Annotated in this window: 11 protein-coding genes; 4 read left to right on the top strand and 7 right to left on the bottom strand. The window is 69.8% G+C overall.

The window, feature by feature from the left end:
• Positions 1-123: 123 nt before the first annotated feature.
• The 5 genes from JC881_RS28435 to JC881_RS28415 form a co-directional block, all read right to left on the bottom strand.
• Positions 124-1,599 (bottom strand): efflux transporter outer membrane subunit, encoded by a 1,476-nt coding sequence (locus tag JC881_RS28435; protein ID WP_233102096.1) that lies wholly within the window; start codon positions 1,597-1,599, stop codon positions 124-126.
• Positions 1,596-3,611: a MacB family efflux pump subunit gene (locus tag JC881_RS28430; protein ID WP_332875306.1), complete on the bottom strand. Its 2,016-nt coding sequence runs from the start codon at positions 3,609-3,611 to the stop codon at positions 1,596-1,598. Before JC881_RS28430 ends, JC881_RS28435 begins: the two co-directional genes overlap by 4 nt.
• Entirely contained in the window at positions 3,608-4,780 is a 1,173-nt protein-coding gene (locus tag JC881_RS28425) for an efflux RND transporter periplasmic adaptor subunit (protein WP_198789089.1), read from the bottom strand. Before JC881_RS28425 ends, JC881_RS28430 begins: the two co-directional genes overlap by 4 nt.
• A 109-nt stretch (positions 4,781-4,889) precedes the next feature.
• A complete protein-coding gene (locus tag JC881_RS28420) occupies positions 4,890-6,191 on the bottom strand; it encodes a lysine N(6)-hydroxylase/L-ornithine N(5)-oxygenase family protein (RefSeq protein WP_198789087.1) in 1,302 nt (433 codons plus the stop codon).
• A 105-nt stretch (positions 6,192-6,296) separates the two neighbouring features.
• Positions 6,297-7,976 (bottom strand): cyclic peptide export ABC transporter, encoded by a 1,680-nt coding sequence (locus JC881_RS28415; protein ID WP_198789085.1) that lies wholly within the window; start codon positions 7,974-7,976, stop codon positions 6,297-6,299.
• A 276-nt stretch (positions 7,977-8,252) separates the two neighbouring features.
• Here JC881_RS28415 and fhuF point away from each other — a divergent pair, with 276 nt between their 5' ends.
• From fhuF to JC881_RS28395, 4 genes are all read left to right on the top strand, one after another.
• Positions 8,253-9,065, top strand: a complete 813-nt coding sequence (gene fhuF, locus JC881_RS28410; RefSeq protein ID WP_198789083.1) for a siderophore-iron reductase FhuF — start codon at positions 8,253-8,255, stop codon at positions 9,063-9,065.
• A 141-nt stretch (positions 9,066-9,206) separates the two neighbouring features.
• Positions 9,207-10,112 (top strand): formyltransferase family protein, encoded by a 906-nt coding sequence (locus tag JC881_RS28405; protein WP_198789081.1) that lies wholly within the window; start codon positions 9,207-9,209, stop codon positions 10,110-10,112.
• Positions 10,109-11,230, top strand: coding sequence for a GNAT family N-acetyltransferase (locus JC881_RS28400; protein ID WP_233102095.1), 1,122 nt, complete (start codon positions 10,109-10,111; stop codon positions 11,228-11,230). The genes JC881_RS28405 and JC881_RS28400 overlap by 4 nt, the downstream gene beginning before the upstream one ends.
• 166 nt (positions 11,231-11,396) lie before the next feature.
• Complete coding sequence (locus JC881_RS28395) at positions 11,397-13,610, top strand: TonB-dependent siderophore receptor (RefSeq protein ID WP_198789079.1); 2,214 nt, start codon at positions 11,397-11,399, stop codon at positions 13,608-13,610.
• Positions 13,611-13,702: 92 nt separating this feature from the next.
• On the opposite strand, the gene JC881_RS28390 is transcribed toward JC881_RS28395, so the two are convergent.
• Both JC881_RS28390 and JC881_RS28385 read right to left on the bottom strand, forming a co-directional pair.
• Positions 13,703-17,797 (bottom strand): non-ribosomal peptide synthetase, encoded by a 4,095-nt coding sequence (locus tag JC881_RS28390; protein WP_198789078.1) that lies wholly within the window; start codon positions 17,795-17,797, stop codon positions 13,703-13,705.
• On the bottom strand, positions 17,797-20,020 hold a 2,224-nt coding region (locus JC881_RS28385; protein ID WP_198789076.1), incomplete at its 5' end, for a non-ribosomal peptide synthetase. The genes JC881_RS28385 and JC881_RS28390, both read right to left, overlap by 1 nt.

Below are 20,020 nucleotides of genomic sequence, written 5' to 3'. Positions count from 1 at the left end.
TCTGTGGCCGGATTCGACCTCGTTCTGGTATTGACGAAGGAGCGCGGCATATGTTCATTCCGGACTGTTCCGAAGAAGCGGGCGCACACATGGGCAGGACGCAGTGCACGCGGTCCGGCGCCGTCAGGCCCCGCCCTGCGCCAGCGGCGCGGCCGCATCGCCGCGCCATCCGCCGCCGAGCGCGCGGTACAGCGCAACGCGCGCCTGCAGGCGCTGCTGCTGCAACTGCACGGCAAGATCCTGCGCGGCGTAGAGCGTGCGCTGCGCATCGAGCAGCACCAGCAGCGTCTCGGCGCCCGCGCGGTAGCGCGACTCCGAGAGTTCTGCGGCGCGGCGCGCCTGCAGCAACTCCTTCGCCTGCGCGAAGGCCTGCGCATCGGTGCCCGCGACGGCGTTCAGCGCGGTCTCCGCATCGGCCAGCGCGCCGAGGATCGCGGCCCGATAACCCGCGACGAGCTCGCTGCGCCGCGCTTCGGACAGGTCGCGTTCGCCGCGCAGCCGCCCGCCGTCGAAGATCGGCGCCACGACGCCGGCCGCGAGGCTGTAGAGCGGGTTGTCGATCAGCCGGCCCGGCGCCTGCCCCTGCAGGCCGATGGTGGCGCCGAGGCGCACGCCCGGCAGCAGCGCCGCGCGCGCGGCCTGCAGGTTCGCGTCGGCCGCCGCCAGGCGGGCCTCGGCGCGCGCGATGTCGGGGCGGCGGGTGAGCGCCAGTGCGGGAATGCCGGCATCGATCGAAGGCATCTTCAGCGATGCGAGACGCGTGGCGCCCTGCACGCCCCGTACGCCCTCTTGCCGCTCGGCGCGCAATGCAGGCGGCAGTGCCGGCGCACCCAGCAACAGCGCCAGCGCGGTTTCGGCATCGTTGGCCTGTCGCTGCAAAGCCGCCAGCTCGCGCTGCCGCGCGGCGACCAGTCCGCGCTGCTGCGCAAGGTCCAGCGGCGTGACCGCGCCGGCGCGGCTGCGCGCCTCCACCAGCTGCAGCACGCGCTGCGCGTTCGCCAGGTTGTCTCGTGCGATGGCTTCGCGCTCGCGCAGGCCGCGCAGTTGCAGCCACGACGAGGCGACCTCCGCCGCAACGCCCAGGCGCACCGCATCGCGGTCGAACTCGCTCGCGCGCAGGCCCTTCAATGCTTCCTGGTGCAGCGCGCCGCGGCGCCCCCAGAGGTCGAGCTCGTAGCTTGCCGCGAAGCCGATGAAGCTGGTGTTGCCGTCGACGTCCGCGCGGCCGCCCATGCGCGCTTCGCGGGCCGCATCGAGGCGGCCCGAGAGGTCGGGCGCGAGGGCCGCCCCGGCGATGCGGGCCTGCGCCCGCGCGGCATCGACGCGGGCCAGCGCCGTCGCGAGGTCCTGGTTGCGGGATTGGGCCTCTTCGATCAGCGCGTCGAGTTCGCCGCTGCCGAAGCTGCGCCACCAGTGCGCATCGACCGCGGCGGCGCCGTTCGCGCCGGCCTGGGCGTTGCGCCACGCCGCGGGGGGCTCCACGGCCTGCGGCTGCGAGTCATTCGCCGTCGCGGCGCAGCCGGACAACAGTGCGCACATGCACACGCTCAGCAGGGGCATGAAGCCGCGCGATCCGGTCGGGTGTGTGAATCGGTTCATTGCGACGCCAATGCCACGACCGGGTCCAGCCGCGCCGCGTTGCGCGCGGGCATGAAGCCGAACACGAGCCCCGTGAGCACCGCGCAGCCGAAGGCCCCGATGCTCGCGAGCAGCGAGAACACCACCGGCACGCCGGCCAGCATCAGCGCGGCGACGATGAAAAGGCCCACGGCCACGCCCACCGTGCCGCCCACGGAGGTCACCAGCACCGCCTCGGTCATGAACTGGCGCAGGATGTCGGTCTGGCGCGCGCCGGTCGCCATGCGGATGCCGACTTCGCGCGTGCGCTCGCGCACCGTCATCAGCATCACGTTCATCACGCCGATGCCGCCCACCACCAGCGAGATCGCGGCGATCAGGCCGAGCATCATCGTCATCGCGCGCGCGGTGGCCGACTGCACGCGGATCGCCTCGACCCGGTTCCACACGCGCACGTCGCGCACGCGGCGGCGCGCGGCCAGCTCGGTCTCGATCGCCTCGGCCGTCTGGGTGGCCTGCTCCATGTCGCGCACCTGCACGCCGATCCAGGTCGGGTTCTGGTGCCCGAAGAGGCGCGCGGCGGCGGCCGAGAACGGCACGACCACGCGGTCGTCCTGGTCCTCGCCGTCGCTGGTGCCCTTGGCGGCGAGCACGCCCACGACCTGGAAGGGCACCTTGTCGATGAGCACGTCCTGCCCGATCGGGTCGGTGCCGTCGGCGAAGAGCGCGCGCCGCACGGTCTGGCCGATGACCGCGACCTTGGCCACGCGCTGCTCGTCGGCCTCCTCGAACATGAGGCCTTCGCTCACGCCCCAGCCCAGCACGTGCGCAAAGCCCACGGTGGTGCCGCCGCCCTCGGACGCATGGTCGACGTTGCCGCGGCGCACGACCACGCGGTCCTCGATGTAGGGCGCCACGGCCTCCACGTTCGCCAGGCCCCGCACGGTGTCGACGTCGGCCAGCGTGAGCGGCGCGCCGGGCGCGCGCACGCTGCCCTCGCGCGCGGCCACGAACATGGTGCGCACGCCGAAGGTCTCGAACTGCGCCATCACCTGCTGCTGCGAGCCGCTGCCCACCGCGAGCATCGCGATCACCGAGGCCACCCCGATCACGATGCCCAGCAGCGTGAGGCCGGTGCGAAAGCGGTTGCTCCACATCACACGCCAGGCGGCGCGGGCCGCCTCGTGCAGGTCGGCGGCGAGCGAGGCCTGGGGCGCGTGGCGGGCGTTGCGCCGCGATGCGGCCGGTGCGGCCGGTGCGGCCGGCGCAGCAGTTGAAGCGGAAATGGCCGACGGGGCACCGCCCGAATCCGCCACGATCTGCCCGTCGCGGATCTCGATCACGCGCCGCGCCTGCGCGGCCACGTTCCGGTCGTGCGTGATGAGGATCACCGTGTGGCCCGCGTCGGCCAGCTCGTTGAGCAGCTTCATCACCTCGGCGCCGCTCTGGCTGTCGAGCGCGCCGGTGGGCTCGTCGGCCAGGATGATGCGCCCGCCGTTCATGAGCGCGCGCGCGATGGCCACGCGCTGCTGCTGGCCGCCCGAGAGCTGGCTGGGCCGGTGGTCCAGCCGCGCGCCCATGGCCAGCCGCTCGAGCAGCGCGGTGGCGCGCACGCGGCGCTCGGCCTCGGGCATGCCGGCGTAGAGCGCGGGAATCTCCACGTTCTCGCGCGCCGACTCGGTCGGCACGAGGTGGTAGCCCTGGAACACGAAGCCGAAGGCCTCGCGGCGCAGCCAGGCGAGCGCGTCGGCGTCGAAGCCGGCCACGTCCTCGCCCTCGAAGAGATAGCGCCCGCTGCTGGGCCGGTCCAGGCACCCCAGGATGTGCATGAGCGTGGACTTGCCCGAGCCCGAGGCGCCGACGATGGCGACGAACTCGCCCGCGAAGAGCTTCAGCGAGATGCCGCGCAGCACCATCGCCGGCGGCAGGGATTCGGCGTCATCAGTGCTTTCGCTGCTCGCGGGTCCGTAGGACTTGCGGATGTCCTGCAGCTCGATCAGCGGCACGCCCGCCGCAGGCACCTCGCGCGTCACGGCCTGGCCGCCTTGCGCTCGGCGGTGACGGTGACGATGCGCTCGCCCACCTGCACGCCGTCGAGCACCTGCGCGGCGACGCGGTTGCGCACGCCGATGCGCAGCTCGCGCGTCTGCACCGATCCGTCCGCATGCAGCACGCGCACCAAGGCCCGATCCGCGCGGTCGGCGCGGCCGCCCGCCACCGGCACCAGCGCGTTCGCGGGCACCGAGACCGCATCCTTGGCCGACGCCTCGACGAAGGCGACCTGCGCGGTCATCTGCGGCATGAGTTCGCCATCGGCGTTGTCCACGTCGAAGAGCGCCGTGTAGACCACCACCTTGCTCGCGGCCGTCTGCGGCGCGGAGCCGCCCTCGGCGCCGCCGGCCTTGGGCGCCGGCGTCGGCGGCGCGGGCAGCAGCTGGCGCACCTTGCCGTGCCAGCGGCGCTGGTCGGCGCCCAGCGTGGTGAAGTAGACCGGCATGCCGGGCTTGACGCGCCGCACGTCGGCCTCGGACACCTCGGACCACACCGTCATCGACGAGAGGTCGGCGATGCGCAGCACGTTCGGCGTCTGGTAGGTGGCGTTGAGGGTCTGGCCCTCGCGCGCCTCGACCGAGACGACCGTGCCGGCCATCGGCGCAAAGATGCGCGTGTAGCCCAGGCGCGCCTCGTCGGCCTTGAGCGTGGCCTGGGTCTGCGCGATCTGCGCGGCGAGGTTGTCGATGCGGGCGGCCGCCGAGGCGAGCGCGGCCTCGGCGCCCTGCACGTCTTCCTCGCGGGTGGCGCCGTCGGCGGCCATGCGGCGCTGGCGCGCGTGCTGCTGCCCGGCGAGCCGGTGCTGCGCGCGCTGCTCGGCCAGCTGCGCGCGCAGGCCCGCGAGCGAGGCCCGGCCCGCATCGACGGTCGCGCGCTGCACGCTGGGGTCGATCTCCACCAGCAACTGTCCCTTCTGCACGGCGTCGCCCGGCTGCACGAGCAGCCGCAGGATCTGCCCCGAGACCTGCGCGCCCACATCGACGTAGCGCCGCGGCTGCAGCGTGCCGAGCGCCGTCACGCTCGATTCGATGTTCGCGCGCACCACCGGCACCGACGCGACGTCGGTGGCCGGGCGGCGCGCCCAGAGATAGCCGGCGCCGGCGGTGACCGACAGCACGGCGAGAAGCAGGAGAGGAACGATTCGGCGCATGGGAAGAAGGCAAGGCGTGCGGGACGCGGACCGCACTTTCCCACCGCCAGTGAGGCGACGGGAAGGCGCGGTCCGGGCGGGACGCCGGTCGAAGGCGGATGGGCTAAGGCTAGATCTGGGCGAGCGTCGATTCGCTGCGCGCGCTGCTGCGCATGCGCGGCATGGCGGCCAGGAGCGCGTTGCCGATTTCGCCGGTGCGCACCGAGGTCACCGACAGCAGCGTGTCGCTGATGCCGTGGCTGTCTTCGCAGGCGCCCTGCAGGAAGATGCCCGGGTGAAAGTCGGGCGTGGCGGCCAGGCGGTAGTAGCGGTCGACCGAGAAGTCGCCCAGGTACGGCGCCAGCGGCCGCAGCAGGTCCTTGTGGTGCTCCCGCATGTAGCCGGTGGCGAGCACCACGGCGTCGTAGCGCACGCTGCTCTCGCGGCCCGCGTCCTGGTCGAACAGCTGCAGGTGCACGCCGTCGCTGGCGGCGCGCACCGCGCGCACGTCGTGCTGGCGCAGCATGCGCAGGCGGTTGCCGCGCGCCACCTTCTGGTCGTAGAAAACCTTGAAGATCTGCTGGATCAGGTCGAGGTCGGCCACCGCGTAGTTGGTCTGTGACACCTCATCGAGCAGCGCGGCGCGCTCGTCCTGCGGGCGGCTGTAGACGTAGTCGGTGAATTCGACATTGAAGACCTCGTTGACGAACGCGCTGTCGTCGGCCGGGCGGATCGAGCGCGCGCGCATGATGAGGTCGACCTGCGGCGCGTTGGGCCTGCCCTGCAGGTCCATGAAGATCTCGGCCGCGCTCTGGCCGGCGCCGATGACCGCGACGCGCTGGGCCTGGCCGTGGCGCGCGATGTCCTTCAGGTAGCTGTTGGAGTGGAAGACGCGGCCGTCGCCGCGCAGCGCGCGAAAGCCCTCGGGGATGTTGGGCGTGCCGCCCACGCTCACCACCAGGTTGCGCGCGAGGCGCTCCTGCACGCGCCCGTCGTCGCCGCGCGAGCGCACGCGCAGCAGCGAGACCTCGCCGCCCTGCTTTTCGGGCAGCACCTCGAACACCTCTTGCCCGTAGGCGCACGAGGCCTCGAACTGGCGTGCGGCCCAGCCCAGGTAGTCGTTGAACTCGTGGCGGCTCGGAAAGAAGCTCTTGAGGTTGATGAAGTCCGGCAGCCGGCCGCTCTCGTGCAGGTAGTTGATGAAGGTGAAGCGGCTGGTCGGGTTGCGCAGCGTGGCCAGATCCTTCAGGAACGAGATCTGCATGTGCGCCTGGTCCAGCAGCATGTGCGGATGCCAGGCGAAGCTGGGCTGGCGCTCGATGAACAAGGCATCCACCGGCTTGGCGCCATGGCGCTTCTCTTCGAGCGCTATGGCCAGCGCGATGTTCGACGGACCGAATCCGACGCCGATCAGGTCATGGATGTGTTGCATGGAATGTCGACTCCTGTGGTGATGTGCGAACGCCCGCGGATGCACGGCATCGAAGATTCGGGGCGGTGAACGAAACGGCGGCGTGAATGAAGCGCTTGGGCGCCTTCACGCGGCAAGGCCTTGCGGCGCGCGCGCGCGGTCTTCCGCGATGCGGCCCGACTTCATCGTGATGACGCGGTCGGCCAGGTGGAAGTAGCGGTCGTCGTGCGAGATGACCACCAGCAGGTGCCCCTTGGCGCGCAACTCGGGCAGGAGCTCGGTGTAGAACAGGTGGCGGAAGGTCGGGTCCTGGTCGGCGGCCCATTCGTCGAACACCAGCACCGGGCGGCCTTCCAGATAGGCGTGCACGAGCGCGAGACGCTTGCGCTGGCCGGTGGAGAGGTCCACGGTGCTGAACGAGCCGTCCTTCACGCTCACCTTGTGGGCGATTTCCAGGCGCTGCAGGTAGGGCAGCGCCGCCTGCGGCAGGGCCTGCGCGCTCTCCTCGCCCTTGTGGTTCGCGACCAGGTCCTCGAAGAGGTAGAAGTCGGAGAACACGGTGGTGAAGAGCTGGCGGTAGTCGTCGCGGGTCTCGGGCGTCACGACGGCGTCGTCGCGCAGCACCTCGCCCTGCTGCGGCGCGTAGAGGCCGAGCAGCAGCTTGATGAGGGTGGTCTTGCCCGAGCCGTTGTCGCCCACGACGAACACCATCTCGCCGCGGCGCAGCTGCAGGTCGATCGGGCCGAGCACGAAGGGCTCGCTGCCCTCGGCCGGCTCGAAGGCATACCGCACGCCGCGCATGCCGATGCCGTGCGAGAGCGCGGCGATGCTGGCCGGGTGCTCCAGGTGCAGGTGCGGCTCGGGCGTGGCAAAGCGCGCCGAGAGGTCGGCGATGCGCTGGAACGCGACCTTGGCGCGGCCCACGTTGGGCAGCGCGAGCGCGATGGAATCGATGGGGCCTTTCAGGAACAGCAGCACGAGCACGAAGCCGCTGAGCACCGCCGGGTCGGTGTTGCGGAACGCGGCCCAGCCCAGGATGAGCGCGATCAGCAGGAAGAAGAGGGCCGAGCCGAAGGCCGAGGCGATGACGTAGGTGTTGATCGCGCGGCCGTTGACGCTGCGGATGATGTCCACGATGCGCTCGACCTGGCCGCCGAACATGTGCGTGCGGCGCGCGCGGTGCATGCGCAGCTCCTTGGCGCCCTCGCTGATCGCGCGGTAGGCCTTGTGCAGCTGGTCTTCGTATTCGCGCGCCTTCCAGAAGCCGACTTCGGCGCGCGCCTGGGCCATGATCTGGATCGTGGCGCCGATCGCGAGCATCACCACCAGAAGGCCGAACAGCGGCAGCGAAAGGATGGCCAGGTAGACCAGGCAGCCGAGCGCGACGGCGATCGCGATCAGCGTGGACGAGAGCACGAAGGCCACGTCGCTGATCATGTCCACGTCCTGCGACAGCACGGGCATCAGGCGGTGCGTGCGGTAGCGCTCCAGCGCGTCGATGGGCGCCGCGAGGATCTTCTGCGCAAGGCTCTTGCGCACCTGCGCCACCAGGCGCTGGCCGACGAAGTTGGTCGACACGTCCGAGGCCATGCGGCCGAAGAGCGCGACGCCGCACAGCGCGATGAAGGTGAGCAACAGGCCGCCGGCCATGCCGCCTTGCTGGTTGAGCACCTGGTTGATGGTGCGCAGCAGCGCGACCGTGGCGACGCCCGCGGCGATGCCGGTGACCGCGGACAGCACGAACCAGGGTGCGAAGGGTTTCAGCAGGCGCCGGACCTCCGCGGCATTGCCACTGGCAGATGACATACGAGAACTCTTTCCGCCCGTGAAGGCGACACAGCGGCCGCGCGGCACGGACACCCGCCGCCGGACCGTAAAACGATTGGAGAACGCCCCTGCCCGAAGGCACGGCCCCGGCGGCATCACGCCGCTCCTTGCATAGACGATCCGGCCTCGCCGATGTTCACGCGGCCGGCGCCGTGGGCAGCCGGAACGGGATGGCGCATGAACATGCGGGCGGCTGGCGCGTCTTTCCTGGATGGACTCCGCGCACCGTCTCCCCGCCTTGCGGCCCACGCACCCATGATCCCGATCCTGGAGCCGCTCTTCGAGGGCGAGGACCTGCGGCCGTTCGGCGAAAGGCTGCAGTGCGCGCCTGTCGCACCGGCCGGCGCCGTGCGCGTGGCCGACCTGCTCGCGCCCGACGCGCTGATGGCCGTGATGCGCCGCAGCGCCCGCTTTCGCCGCAGCGACGGGCGCGACCTGCGCCCGATCGCCTCGGCCTGGAGCCTCGAATACCTGGCGGCGCTGCTGCCGCCGGTGATCGCGGCCGCGACGGTGCTGGAGCAGGTCTTTCCCATCGGCGCGGACGAGACATGGGTGGTGCTGGACGACGACGGCAATCCCGTGCGCTTTCACATCCTGCACATGGGCGCGCCGATGCCGGGTGCGCCGACGAGCGTGCGCTATGCGCCCTTGCTGTGGCAGCACCTGGCGCCGCTCTTCGAGACGCTGGCCCGGCTGACGCGGCTCGCGCCCAAGATCCTCTGGGGCAACGCGGCGCGCGAGTTCGACGTGGTCTTCGAGCAGGCGCTGGCGCTGACCGGGCTGCCGGCGATCGCCGAGGACTGGGCGCGGCTGGTGCGCGATCCGGTCTGGCCTTCGCGCCATTGCGGCGGCGAGCCGATGCCGGAACGGGGCTTCGACAACCCGCTGCACGGGCGGCAGCGCGAAGTGCGCATGTTCCACGACGACCACTACGACACGGTGAAGCTGCACCGCCAGTGCTGCCTCTACCACTTGCTGCCCGGCGAGGACTACTGCGGTGCGTGCCCGCTCGCGCCGGCGCACCGCGAGATCGAAACCGAAACCGAAACCGAGACGCCCGGCGCCTGACGCCCGACGCGGCGCATGCGCCGCGCACGGCGCAACGCCGGTGCGATGAACAGATCCGGCGCGATTTCGTCTCCCTTGGAGGCGCGCCCGCCCCACGGGGGTGCCGTGCCGATTTCAACGTCCATCCTTCATCCCACACCCATGCCCAAGGCAAAGCTCGTCTACATCCTGTCCCTGCGAAACGCCGCCGCCGACAAGGCAGGCCAGCACATCGACTACAAGGGCGCGCAGCGCTACATGAAGTCGCCGCTCGAATACCTGGCCGAGGCGCTGGACACCACGCCGCTGGGCGACGCCTATTCGCTCGAAGGCATCGTCTACGACGACGACGCGCAGTCGCCGCGCGACCAGGCGGCGCTGCAGGACTACGGCTTCGCCTGGCACCCCGAGCGCAAGTGGATCTTTCCGAAGGACCTGCGGGCGCAGGGGCGGCTTTTGCGCGACATGCTGCATCCGGTGCCCTCGGCATACCGGCGCCTGCCGCTCGACGCCAAGGCCGAGCGCGCCGCGGGCAAGAGCGCCTTCGAGCGCGCGCTGCTCGACAAGCTGCTCACGCTGCAGGCCGACGCGGTCGTGCTCGACGGGCTCCTGGTCATCCTGGACGAGCTGGTGCGACCCGGCGCGCACTTCCATCGCAAGATCGTCAACATCCATCCGGGCATCACCCGCATCGAGTCGCCGTATGAGCGCCGCGGCGCGTGCGCGACGCTCGATGCGCTGCACGGCGTGCGCGGCCAGAAGGTGACGAACTGGACCACGATGGAGAAGACGACGGTGCCGACGGTGCGCAAGACCGGCGCCTCGCTGCACTACGTGGACAACGGCATCGACTCGGGCGAGGTGATCTTCGACGTGCTCGGCACCGACATCGGCCCCGAGGACACGATCCTGGAGCTGCGCTGGAACAACTTCAACCGCAGCCTCTTCCCGGCCATGCACCAGGGGCTGGCGCTGCTGGCCCCGCACATCCGGCGCCCATCCGATGCACACGTCACGCGCGGCGCGCACGGCACGCACGGCGCACACAACACCCAAGGAGACCTATGACGCTCGTCACACCGCAGCCGGCCCCGGCTGCAGACACGGGACCGAAGACCCCGCTGATTTCGTACGCCGACGGCCAGGCGCACGACGTCACGCTCGAAGGCGCCAGCCTGATGGTGCGCACGCGCGCGACCGGCGCGCTGTCGCAGTGGAGGATCACCACCGTCGCCGCCGCGGCCGCTGCCCCGGGCCTTGCGCTCGCGCAGGTCGAGGGCGAGACCACCGGCCCGGGCGCGGCGACGCATCTGCTCGCGGCGCTGGAGGCCGCGTTCGCGCACCATCCGGCGAACCGCTCGATCGTCGTAGCCGACGCGGAACGCTTCGGGGCACTCGCGCAATCGGGCGTGCTGCTGCCGATCGCGGGCGGCACCGAGGCGCGCGCCTGGCGCGACATGCTGTGGCAGCACGCGCGGATGTGGCTGCCCGCAGTGCACACGCCCATCGCGCTGCAGTACGCGCTGACCCACGGCAAGCGCCATCCGGTGCGCCCGCCCAAGCCGCGCGGCGTGCTCTACCAGCGCTTCATTCCGTGGCTGGGCAAGACGTTCTCTTTTCGCAGCATCGACTTCGAGCGCGACCTGCCGCTGTTCAACCGCTGGATGAACGACCCCGACGTGGCCAAGATCTGGGAAGAGGAAGGCGACCTGGACAAGCACCGCGCCTATCTGGATGCGATCGACCGCGATCCGCACATGTACTCGATGATCGCGAGCTTCGACGGCGAGCCTTTTGCCTACTTCGAGATGTACTGGGCCAAGGAAAGCCGCATTGCGCCCTTCTACGACGTGGACGACCACGACCGCGGGTGGCATGTGCTGGTGGGCGAGCCCGCGTTCCGCGGCAAGGCGTACGCGACGGCCTGGCTCACCTCGATCTCGCACTACATCTTTCTTTGCGACCCGCGCACGCAGCGCGCGATGGGCGAGCCGCGCATCGACCACGTGCAGCAGATCCGCAACCTGGACAAGTCCGGCTACGCGAAGGTCAAGGAATTCGACCTGCCGCACAAGCGCGCGATGCTCGTGATGATGCTGCGCGAACGCTACTTCTGCGATGCGCTCTGGCTGCCGCGCGATGACGCGGTGGCGATCTCGGGGCGGCCGCTGTCGGCCACGCTTTGAAGCTTACGGGCCGCCCGCGTGCGGCCTGCATCCGGCGGCAAGAGAACGGGTCCTGTCGTGGAAATGCGTCATTTGTACCCATGTGATTCCACAGTCCGACCAAAATAAGAACCATTCTCATTAAAATCCGCGCGGTCTACCCATTCATCCACCATTTGTCCTACTCATGCGCACTCTTCCCCTGCCTCGCCAACGCCTGCTGAATGCCTCGCTCGCGGCGGCCTTCGGAACTGTCATCACCTTCTGGGGCCTGTCGGCTTCGGCCCAGACGGACGCGCAACCCACTCCGGCCAACGCCAGCACTGGCGCTGCGCTGCCGTCGGTCACGGTGACGCCCGATGCGGAAGAGAACGGCCACGTCAACGGCTACCTCGCGCGCCGCAGCACGGCCGGCTCCAAGACCGACACGCCGATCATCGAGACGCCGCAGTCGCTGTCGGTGATCACGGCCGACCGCTTCCAGGCCATCGGCGCGACGCGGCTGCGCGATGCGCTGGGCTACACGCCGGGCGTGAACATCGCGCCCTTCGGCTCCGACTCGCGCTACGACTGGATCGCCGTGCGCGGCTTCGATGCCTACAGCCCCGGCTTCTATGAAGACGGCCTGCCGCTGCGCAACGCCAACAGCTTCTCGGTCTGGAAGACCGAGAACTACGGCGCCGAACGCATCGAAGTGCTGCGCGGCCCCGCCTCGGTGCTCTACGGCCTGAGCAGCCCGGGCGGCGTGGTCAACGTGGTCAGCAAGCTCCCCACGGCCACGCCCATCCGCGAACTGCAATTGCAGGTCGGCACCAACAACCACCGCCAGGTCGCTGGCGATTTCTCGGGCGCGCTGGACGCCGACGGCAAGGTGCTCTATCGCCTGACCGGCGTGCTGCGCGATGCGCAACTGCCGGCCGGCAAGATGGCCGACGACCGCACGTACCTGGCGCCCTCGCTCACCTGGAAGATCACCAACGACACCACGCTCACGCTGTACGCGCAGGTCATGCGCAACCGCGCGGGCGTCTACACGCGCAACCGCCCGTGGGCCGGTTCGCTGGTGCCCAGCGCCATCGGCACGTTCATCCCCGCCAAGCTGTTCCAGGGCAACCCCTACTTCGATCACTTCAACCAGGACCAGGAACTGTTCGGCTACAACTTCGAGCACCGCTTCAACGACACTGTCACCTTCCGCCAGAGCGCGCGCGCCGGCCGCCTGAAGGTGGACTACCGCGGCCTGCAGGCGCCCAGCTTCGCCACGGTCAACCCCGACGACGAGTTCGATCCGGTCAACTTCCAGAACCTCTCGCGCAGCCTCTTCGGCAGCCGCGAATCGGTGCGCGCCTTCGCCATGGACAACCAGGCCCAGGTCGACGTGCGCTCGGGCGACTGGAAGCACAAGATCCTGGTGGGCGTGGACTACCAGCACAACAACTTCGAGACCAACAGCTACAGCGGCGGCACCGCGCCCGACCTGAACATCGCGAACCCGTACTACTTCAACGGCCCGTTCGAGATTCCCGACCCGTACGAGATGAACGCCACCCGTCTCACCCAGACCGGCGTCTACCTGCAGGACCAGATCAAGTGGCGCGACACGCTGCAGCTGACGCTGGGCGGGCGCTACGACACGGCCAAGAGCAGCGTCTTCAGCCGCCTGGACGGCACCTCGACCACCGTGTCCGACCACAAGTTCACCGGCCGCGCGGGCCTGGTCTACCTGGCGCCGAACGGCTGGGCGCCCTACCTGAGCTACTCCGAATCGTTCCAGCCGACCGGCGTGGTCGACCCGGTCACCAACGAGCCCTTCAAGCCCGAATCGGGCCGCCAGTACGAGGTGGGCCTGCGCTACCAGCCGCCGGGCACCAAGAACAGCTTCAGCGCGGCCATCTTCGACCTGCGCCGCAAGAACTACATCAGCTACGACACCGAATTCCAGCCCAAGCAGACGGGTGAGATCTCCGTGCGCGGCCTGGAACTGGAAGCCACGACGCAGCCCACCGATCGCATGAACCTCACCGCGTCGTACAGCTACACGCCGCGCGCCATCGTCACATCGAGCGCGCGCCCCGAGGAAATCGGCAAGCAGGCGAACGCCGTGGCGCGCAATCAGTTGTCGGCATGGGGCGACTACCGCTTCACCAACGGCATCAAGGTCGGCCTGGGCGTGCGCTACACCGGCCCCACCCGCGGCAACGGCGGCGGCTCGCCGATCAAGGTGCCCGGCGTGACGCTGCTGGACGCGATGGTCGGCTACGACTTCGAGCACTGGAGCCTCGCGCTCAACGTGCGCAACCTCACGAACAAGACCTACATCGCCAACTGCGACACGCCCTCGCAGAGCTGCTACTACGGCGACCAGCGCAAGGTGCTCGCAACGGCGACCTACCGCTGGTAAGCAGCAAGCGCCAGACGGCAAAAAGGCCGGATGCCCACGAGGCATCCGGCCTTTTTTCATGCGACACCCGAAGGCGCCGAGAAAAGAAAAAACTACGCCGCGTCGGCGGCCAGCAGCCGCTGCTTCACGAGCGCGCTCAACCGCGGATGGCGAATGATGTCCAGGTGATCGGCGTTCTCGAGCACGTCGCTCGCCGCCACCGGCGCGTGGGCCGACCAGTCGCGCAGCCGGCCGTCCCTGCGCAGCGAACTGTCGGCCTGGAACACGTGCACCGGCCGCACCGACGATGCGTACGCATAGCGCATCGATTGCACGCGGCTGTCCAGCGTCGCCCACAGCAGGTATTCGGCGGCTTCGTCGCCCGCGCCGTCCGACGGAAACGCCTGCGCGGGGTCGAGCATCTGCTCGGCCACCCAGTCGCGCTCCCGTTCGTCCATGCGCGCCATCAACGCCTTCCACTGCGCGGCCATCTCCGAGCGCGCGAGCCACTCGGTCAGCGTCTCGTCGGCCCGCGCGCGCTGCGCTGCCGTGAGCGTGCCGGCGGGAACCATCGGCTCGGCCTCGAACACGTCCACCGCGCCGATGAACGCGACCTCGATGCGCCCTTCCAGCTGCCGCGCGACCTCGAAGGCCAGATCGCCGCCGAGCGACCAGCCCAGCAGCGCGCAGCGCCCGCCGGTGGCCGTCGCGAGGATGAAGTCCGCGTACTCGGCCGCCAGCTCGCGGATCGCGAAACCGCGCCAGCGCTTGGCGGTGTAGACGTGGCTCACGAAGCCGTACACCGGCCGGTCGCTCTCGAGCGCGCGCGCCAGCACCTGGAACTCGCGCGTGTTGACGATCAGCCCCGGCATGCAGAACAGCGGCACGCCCGCACCACCCGCATTGAGGCAGACCGCGTGGTGCGAATCGCCCAGGCGCTGCCGCAACCGGTCGGCCAGCGCGGCGAGGCTGCCCGCCTGCATCACGTCGGCCAGGCCCAGCTGGCTGCCGCCCGGCAGTTGCTGGCGGACCTTGGCGATGAGCTTGAGGCTCAGGATCGAATCGCCGCCCAGCTCGAAGAAGTTGTCGTCGCGCGCCACGCGCGCCACGCCCAGCACCTCGCGCCAGATGCCCGCCAGCGCCTCTTCGGCCTCGCCCTGCGGCGCATCGAACGCGCGCTCGCGGCCGAGCACTTCGGGATCGGGCAGCGCGCTGCGGTCGACCTTGCCGTTGGCGTTCAGCGGCAGCGAAGGCAGCGTGACGATGGCGCGCGGCACCATGTAGTCGGGCAGCACGCGCCCCAGGCGCTCGCGCAGCACGACGCTGTCGGCAGCCTGCCCGGCATGCGCCGCGACATAGCCCACGAGCGAGGCGCGGCCGCCTCCGGGCGCCTGCCGGGCCACCACCACGGCTTCCCGCACCTCGGGCTGGGACAGCAGCTGCGCCTCGATCTCCCCCAGCTCGATGCGGAAGCCCCGGATCTTCACCTGGTGGTCGATGCGGCCCAGGTACTCGATCTGGCCTTCACCGTTCCAACGCACGAGATCTCCCGTGCGGTACAGCCTGCCACCGCTGCCGAACGGGTCTGCCACGAAGCGCTCTGCGCTCAAACCGGGCTTATTCAGATAACCGCGCGCAAGGCTCACGCCTCCGAGATACAGCTCTCCTGCGACCCCTCGTGGCACGAGGTTCAGTTCTCCATCGAGCACATAGCCCTGCGTGTCGCTGATCGGCTGCCCGATCGGCACCAGCGCCTGCCCGTCGTCCCGGCAGGTCCAGCGCGTAACGTGGATGGTGGTCTCGGTCGGGCCGTACAGGTTCTGCAGCGTCGCGCCACCGAGGCGCTGCAGCGCTTCCCTCTGCGTCTCCGAAGGCATCGCCTCGCCCCCGCAGATGATGTGCTTCAGGCGCGTGCTCGCCTCGATGCCCGGGTGCGCGAGGAAGGCCTGCAGCATCGCCGGCACGAAGTTCAGCGTGGTGATCTGGTGGCGCTGGATCAGCTGCACCAGCCGCTCGGGATCGCGGTGATCGCCCGGGTTGGCCACCACCAGCCGGGCACCGGCGGTCATGGGCCAGAACAGCTCCCAGCACGAGACGTCGAAGCCGAACGGGGCCTTGTGCAAAACCGTGTCTTCTTTGCCCAGGCCATAGACCCTTTGCATCCACGCCATGCAGCTGTGCAGCGCATCGTGGCGGATGGCTGCGCCCTTGGGGCGGCCGGTGGAGCCGGAGGTGTAGATCACGTAGGCGAGGTGCTCGCCGTGCAGCGCAACATTCGGATCTGTCTCGGGTTCATTGGCGAGGTCGAGGTCCTCCACTTCGAGCGCGACAAGGCCTTCGCGCGCAGCGATGTGATCGCGCGTGGCGCGGTGGGTCAGCAGCAGTTCGATGCCGCTGTCCTCGACCATGTAGGCCAAACGCTGTGCAGGGTATTCAGGGTCCAGCGGGAGATAAGCACCACCGGCCTTGAGGATGGCCAGGATGCCCACGACCATCTCCACGCTGCGCTCCATGGCGATGCCCACGAGCACGTCGGGACCCACGCCCAGCGAGATCAGGCGATGGGCCAGTCGGTTGGACCTTCGGTTGAGTTCGAAGAAGCTCAGGGCTTCATCGGCAAAGAGCAGCGCGGTGGCCTGCGGCTGGTGGCGGGCATGGCCTTCGATGAGACGGTGCACGGGTTGAAGGCCAGGCTCGCGGTGCGTGTTCACGCTCCATTGCGCAAGCTGTGCTTTCTCGGAGGCTCCCAGCAGGTCGACATCGCCGACCGCCTGTTCGCCGCGGCTGGCCAACGCGCCCAGGATCGCCACATAGTGGTCCGCCATCCGCTCGATGCTCTCCGCATCGAACAACTCGGCCGCATACGCAAAGAGCACGCTCACCCGTCCGTCCGCATCCTCGCTGGTGTTGAGCACCAGTTCGAACTGCGCCGCCGGATCGCCGAGCGCATAGCCCTCGATCTCGATCCCCGGCAGTTGCGCAAAGGCCCGCCCATCGATCCGCTCGTGGTTGAACACCACCTGGAACAGCGGGCTTACGCTCAGGCTGCGGTCGGGCCGCAGGGCCTCCACCAGTTGTTCGAACGGCAGGTCCTGGTGCGCCTGCGCGCCCAGCGCCGCCTCCTTGGTCTGCGCCAGCACCTTCGACAGCGGGGTACGGCTGTCCATCACGTTGCGCTGCACCTGCGTGTTGACGAAGAAGCCGATCACGCCCTCGATCTCCGCGCGCGAACGGTTCGCCACCGGCACGCCCACGCGGATGTCGCGCTCACCGCTGTGGCGATGCAGCAGCACCTGGAAGCCCGCGAGCAGCACCATGAAAAGTGTCGCGCCGTTGCCGTGCGCGAGCTGGTGCAGCTGCTGCACGAGTTCGCGCGACAGCTCGACGGTGTGCCCCGCCGCCTGGTAGCGGCCGTCGGGCCGGCGGCTGCGGTCCGTCGGCAGTTGCAGCACCGGGTTGGCGGTGCCCAGCCGCTCGGTCCAGTAGGCGAGCTGCCTCTCCTTCTCGCCCGCCTCAAGCCAGTTGCGCTGCCACGCGGCGTAGTCGGCATAGCGCACCGGCAGCGGCGCCATCGCGGGCGTCTCGCCGCGCACGCGCGCGCGGTACTGCTGCATGAACTCGTCCACCAGGATCTGCTTGGACCAGCCATCCGAGACGATGTGGTGCATCACCACCACCAGCACATGCACGTCAGCCGCCAGCCGCAGGAGACCCACGCGCAGCAGTGGGCCGCGCGTGAGGTCGAAGGGCGTGTCGGTCAGGCGCTGCGCCGCATCGCGCGCGCCGTCCTCCGCGGCCTGCGGCGCGAGGTCTTGCAGGTCGATCGTCTCGATGTCGAAATCGATGCGCTCCAGAATCCGCTGCGCGCTCAGCCCCTGCCCGTCGGGACGGAACACGGTGCGCAGCGACGCATGGCGCGCCACCAGCGCCGCGAAGCTCGCCTTCAGCGCGGCCACGTCGAGCGCGCCGCGCAGCTTCAGCGCGCCGTTGATGTGGTACGCCGTGCTTGCGGGGTCCAGCTCCCAGAGGAACCACTGGCGCAGCTGCGCATACGACAGCGCCGCCGCGTCCTGCGCGCCGGCGGCCGGCACGATCGGCAGCCGCGCGAAATCCACGCCCTGCTTGCGCAACGCATCGAGAAAAATCTTCTGCTTGTCCCGCGGCAGCCGTGCGAAGCGGTCTGCAATGGCCTGTTTTTCGATCTGCATCAATCCTCCAGCTCTGCGAGCAACGCGGCCATCTGCGCAAGATCCGTGGCCTCTTCCTTTTCCACCGTGCGCGACATCGCCTGCAGCGCCTGCGCGAGCGCGGCCAGCGTCGGATGCTCGAAGTACACCTTCAGCGGCACCTGCATCGACGAGAACTGCCTTTGCATGCGCGTCTGTACGCTGAGCACCGACAGCGAATGCCCGCCGAGCTCGAAGAAGTCGTCGTGGCGGCCGACCTTCGCGACTTCGAGCACGTCGGCCCACGCGGCTGCGAGGGCAATCTCGATCTCCCCCTGCGGCGCCTCGTAGGCCCGCTCGCTGGCCCGCTCGGGCTCGGGCAGCGCTTTCCGGTCCACCTTGCCGTTGGCGTTCAGCGGCAGCGTCGGCAGCACCACGAAGGCCGCCGGCACCATGTAGTCGGGCAACACTTCGCCCAGCCGCGCACGCAGGTTGGGCGTGTCGATCGCGTGGTCTGCCTGCGCCGACAGGTACGCCACCAGCATCGTCGCGCCCGCCTGCTCGCGCGCGATGACCGTTGCCTCGCGCACCTCGGGCTGCGCCAGCAGCTGCGCCTCGATCTCCCCCAGCTCGATGCGGAAGCCCCGCACCTTCACCTGGTGATCGATGCGGCCCAGGTAATCGAGCTGGCCCTGCGCGTTCCAGCGCACCAAGTCGCCGGTGCGGTACAGGCGGCTGCCGTCCTCGGCCGCGATGAAGCGCTCGGCCGTGAGGCCGGCACGGTTCAGATAGCCGCGCGCCAGGCCCTCGCCCGAGACGTGCAGCTCGCCGGCCACGCCCATCGGCACGGGGTTGAGCTGCGCATCGAGCACGCGCAGGCCCAGGTCGGGAATCGCAATGCCCACGGGGCTGCGCTGCGGGCCGATGTCCGCGGCGGTGATGCGGCGGTAGGTCACGTGCACCGTGGTCTCGGTGATGCCGTACATGTTCACGAGCTGTGGCTGCTGGTCGCCGTGGTGCTCGATCCAGCCGCGCAGGCGCTGCGGCTCGAGCGCTTCGCCGCCGAAGATCACGACGCGAAGTGCCAGTGGTTCCGACAGCGCCTGCGGCAGGCTGGCCAGCTGGCCGAAGGCCGAGGGCGTCTGGTTGAGCACCGTCACGCGCTGCGTGCGCAGCAGCTGCAAAAAGTCCTCGGGCGAGCGGCTGACCCAGTAGGGCACCACCACCAACTTGCCGCCGGTGCACAGCGCCCCGAAGATCTCCCACACCGAGAAGTCGAAGGCGTAGGAGTGAAACAGGGTCCACACGTCCTCGGGGCCGAAGTGGAACCATGCGTCCGTCTGTGACAGCAGGCGCGTCACGTTGCGATGGCACAGCTGGGCGCCCTTGGGCCGACCGGTGGAGCCGGAGGTGTAGATCACGTAGGCGAGGTTGTCCGCGCTCAGCGCCACCTCGGGATTCGTGTCGGGACGAGCACTGAAGTCCATGGTGTCCAGCGGCAGCACGGCCACGCCGGCGGGCAGCGCGACGGAATCCTGCAGGTGGCTCTGGGCGAGCACCAGCGACAGGCGGCTGTCTTCCACCATGTAGGCGATGCGGTCGGCCGGGTATTCGGGATCGAGCGGCACATACGCACCGCCGGCCTTCAGGATGCCCAGCAGCGCCACCACGAGCTCGATGCCGCGCTCCACCGCGACGCCCACGCGGGTCTCGGGACGCACGCCCAGTTCGATCAGGTGATGCGCCAGCCGATTGGCCCTGCGGTTGAGTTCGCCGTAGCCGAGCGTCTGTGTCTCGAAGGACAGCGCAGGTGCCTCGGGACGCAACGCCGCCTGGCGTTCGATCAGACGGTGCAACAGCGTCGCCTCGTCTGCATCTTCGCGGCCATCGGCCTTGGCGCCCCACTGCTGCAACTGCGCCTGCTCCGCATCGTCCAGCAGTTCCAGCGTGCCCAACGCACGCGACGAATCCGCAACCAGGCCTTCGAGCAACTGGCTCATGTGCCGCGCAATGGCCGCAGCCTCGCGCTCGCCGATCACCGCCCGGTCGTGGTTGAACTGCAGCACCAGCGCGGGCGAGAGCACCACCTTCACCGTCATCGGATAGTGGGTCTCCTCGTGCTGGCCGATCACCTCGACCGTCATGCCGCCCGGCATGTTCTCGCGCAGCGCCTGGTCGGCCGGGTAGTTCTCGAACACCACGATGGTGTCGAACAGCCCCGGCCCCGCGGAGCCGGCCCAGCGCTGGATCTCGTAGAGCGGCGTG

This window comes from Variovorax sp. IB41, from assembly GCF_016405905.1.
Classification (GTDB): domain Bacteria; phylum Pseudomonadota; class Gammaproteobacteria; order Burkholderiales; family Burkholderiaceae_C; genus Variovorax.
The sequence above is the reverse complement of the archived record's forward strand: the minus strand, read 5'-3'. Positions and strand labels throughout refer to the sequence as shown.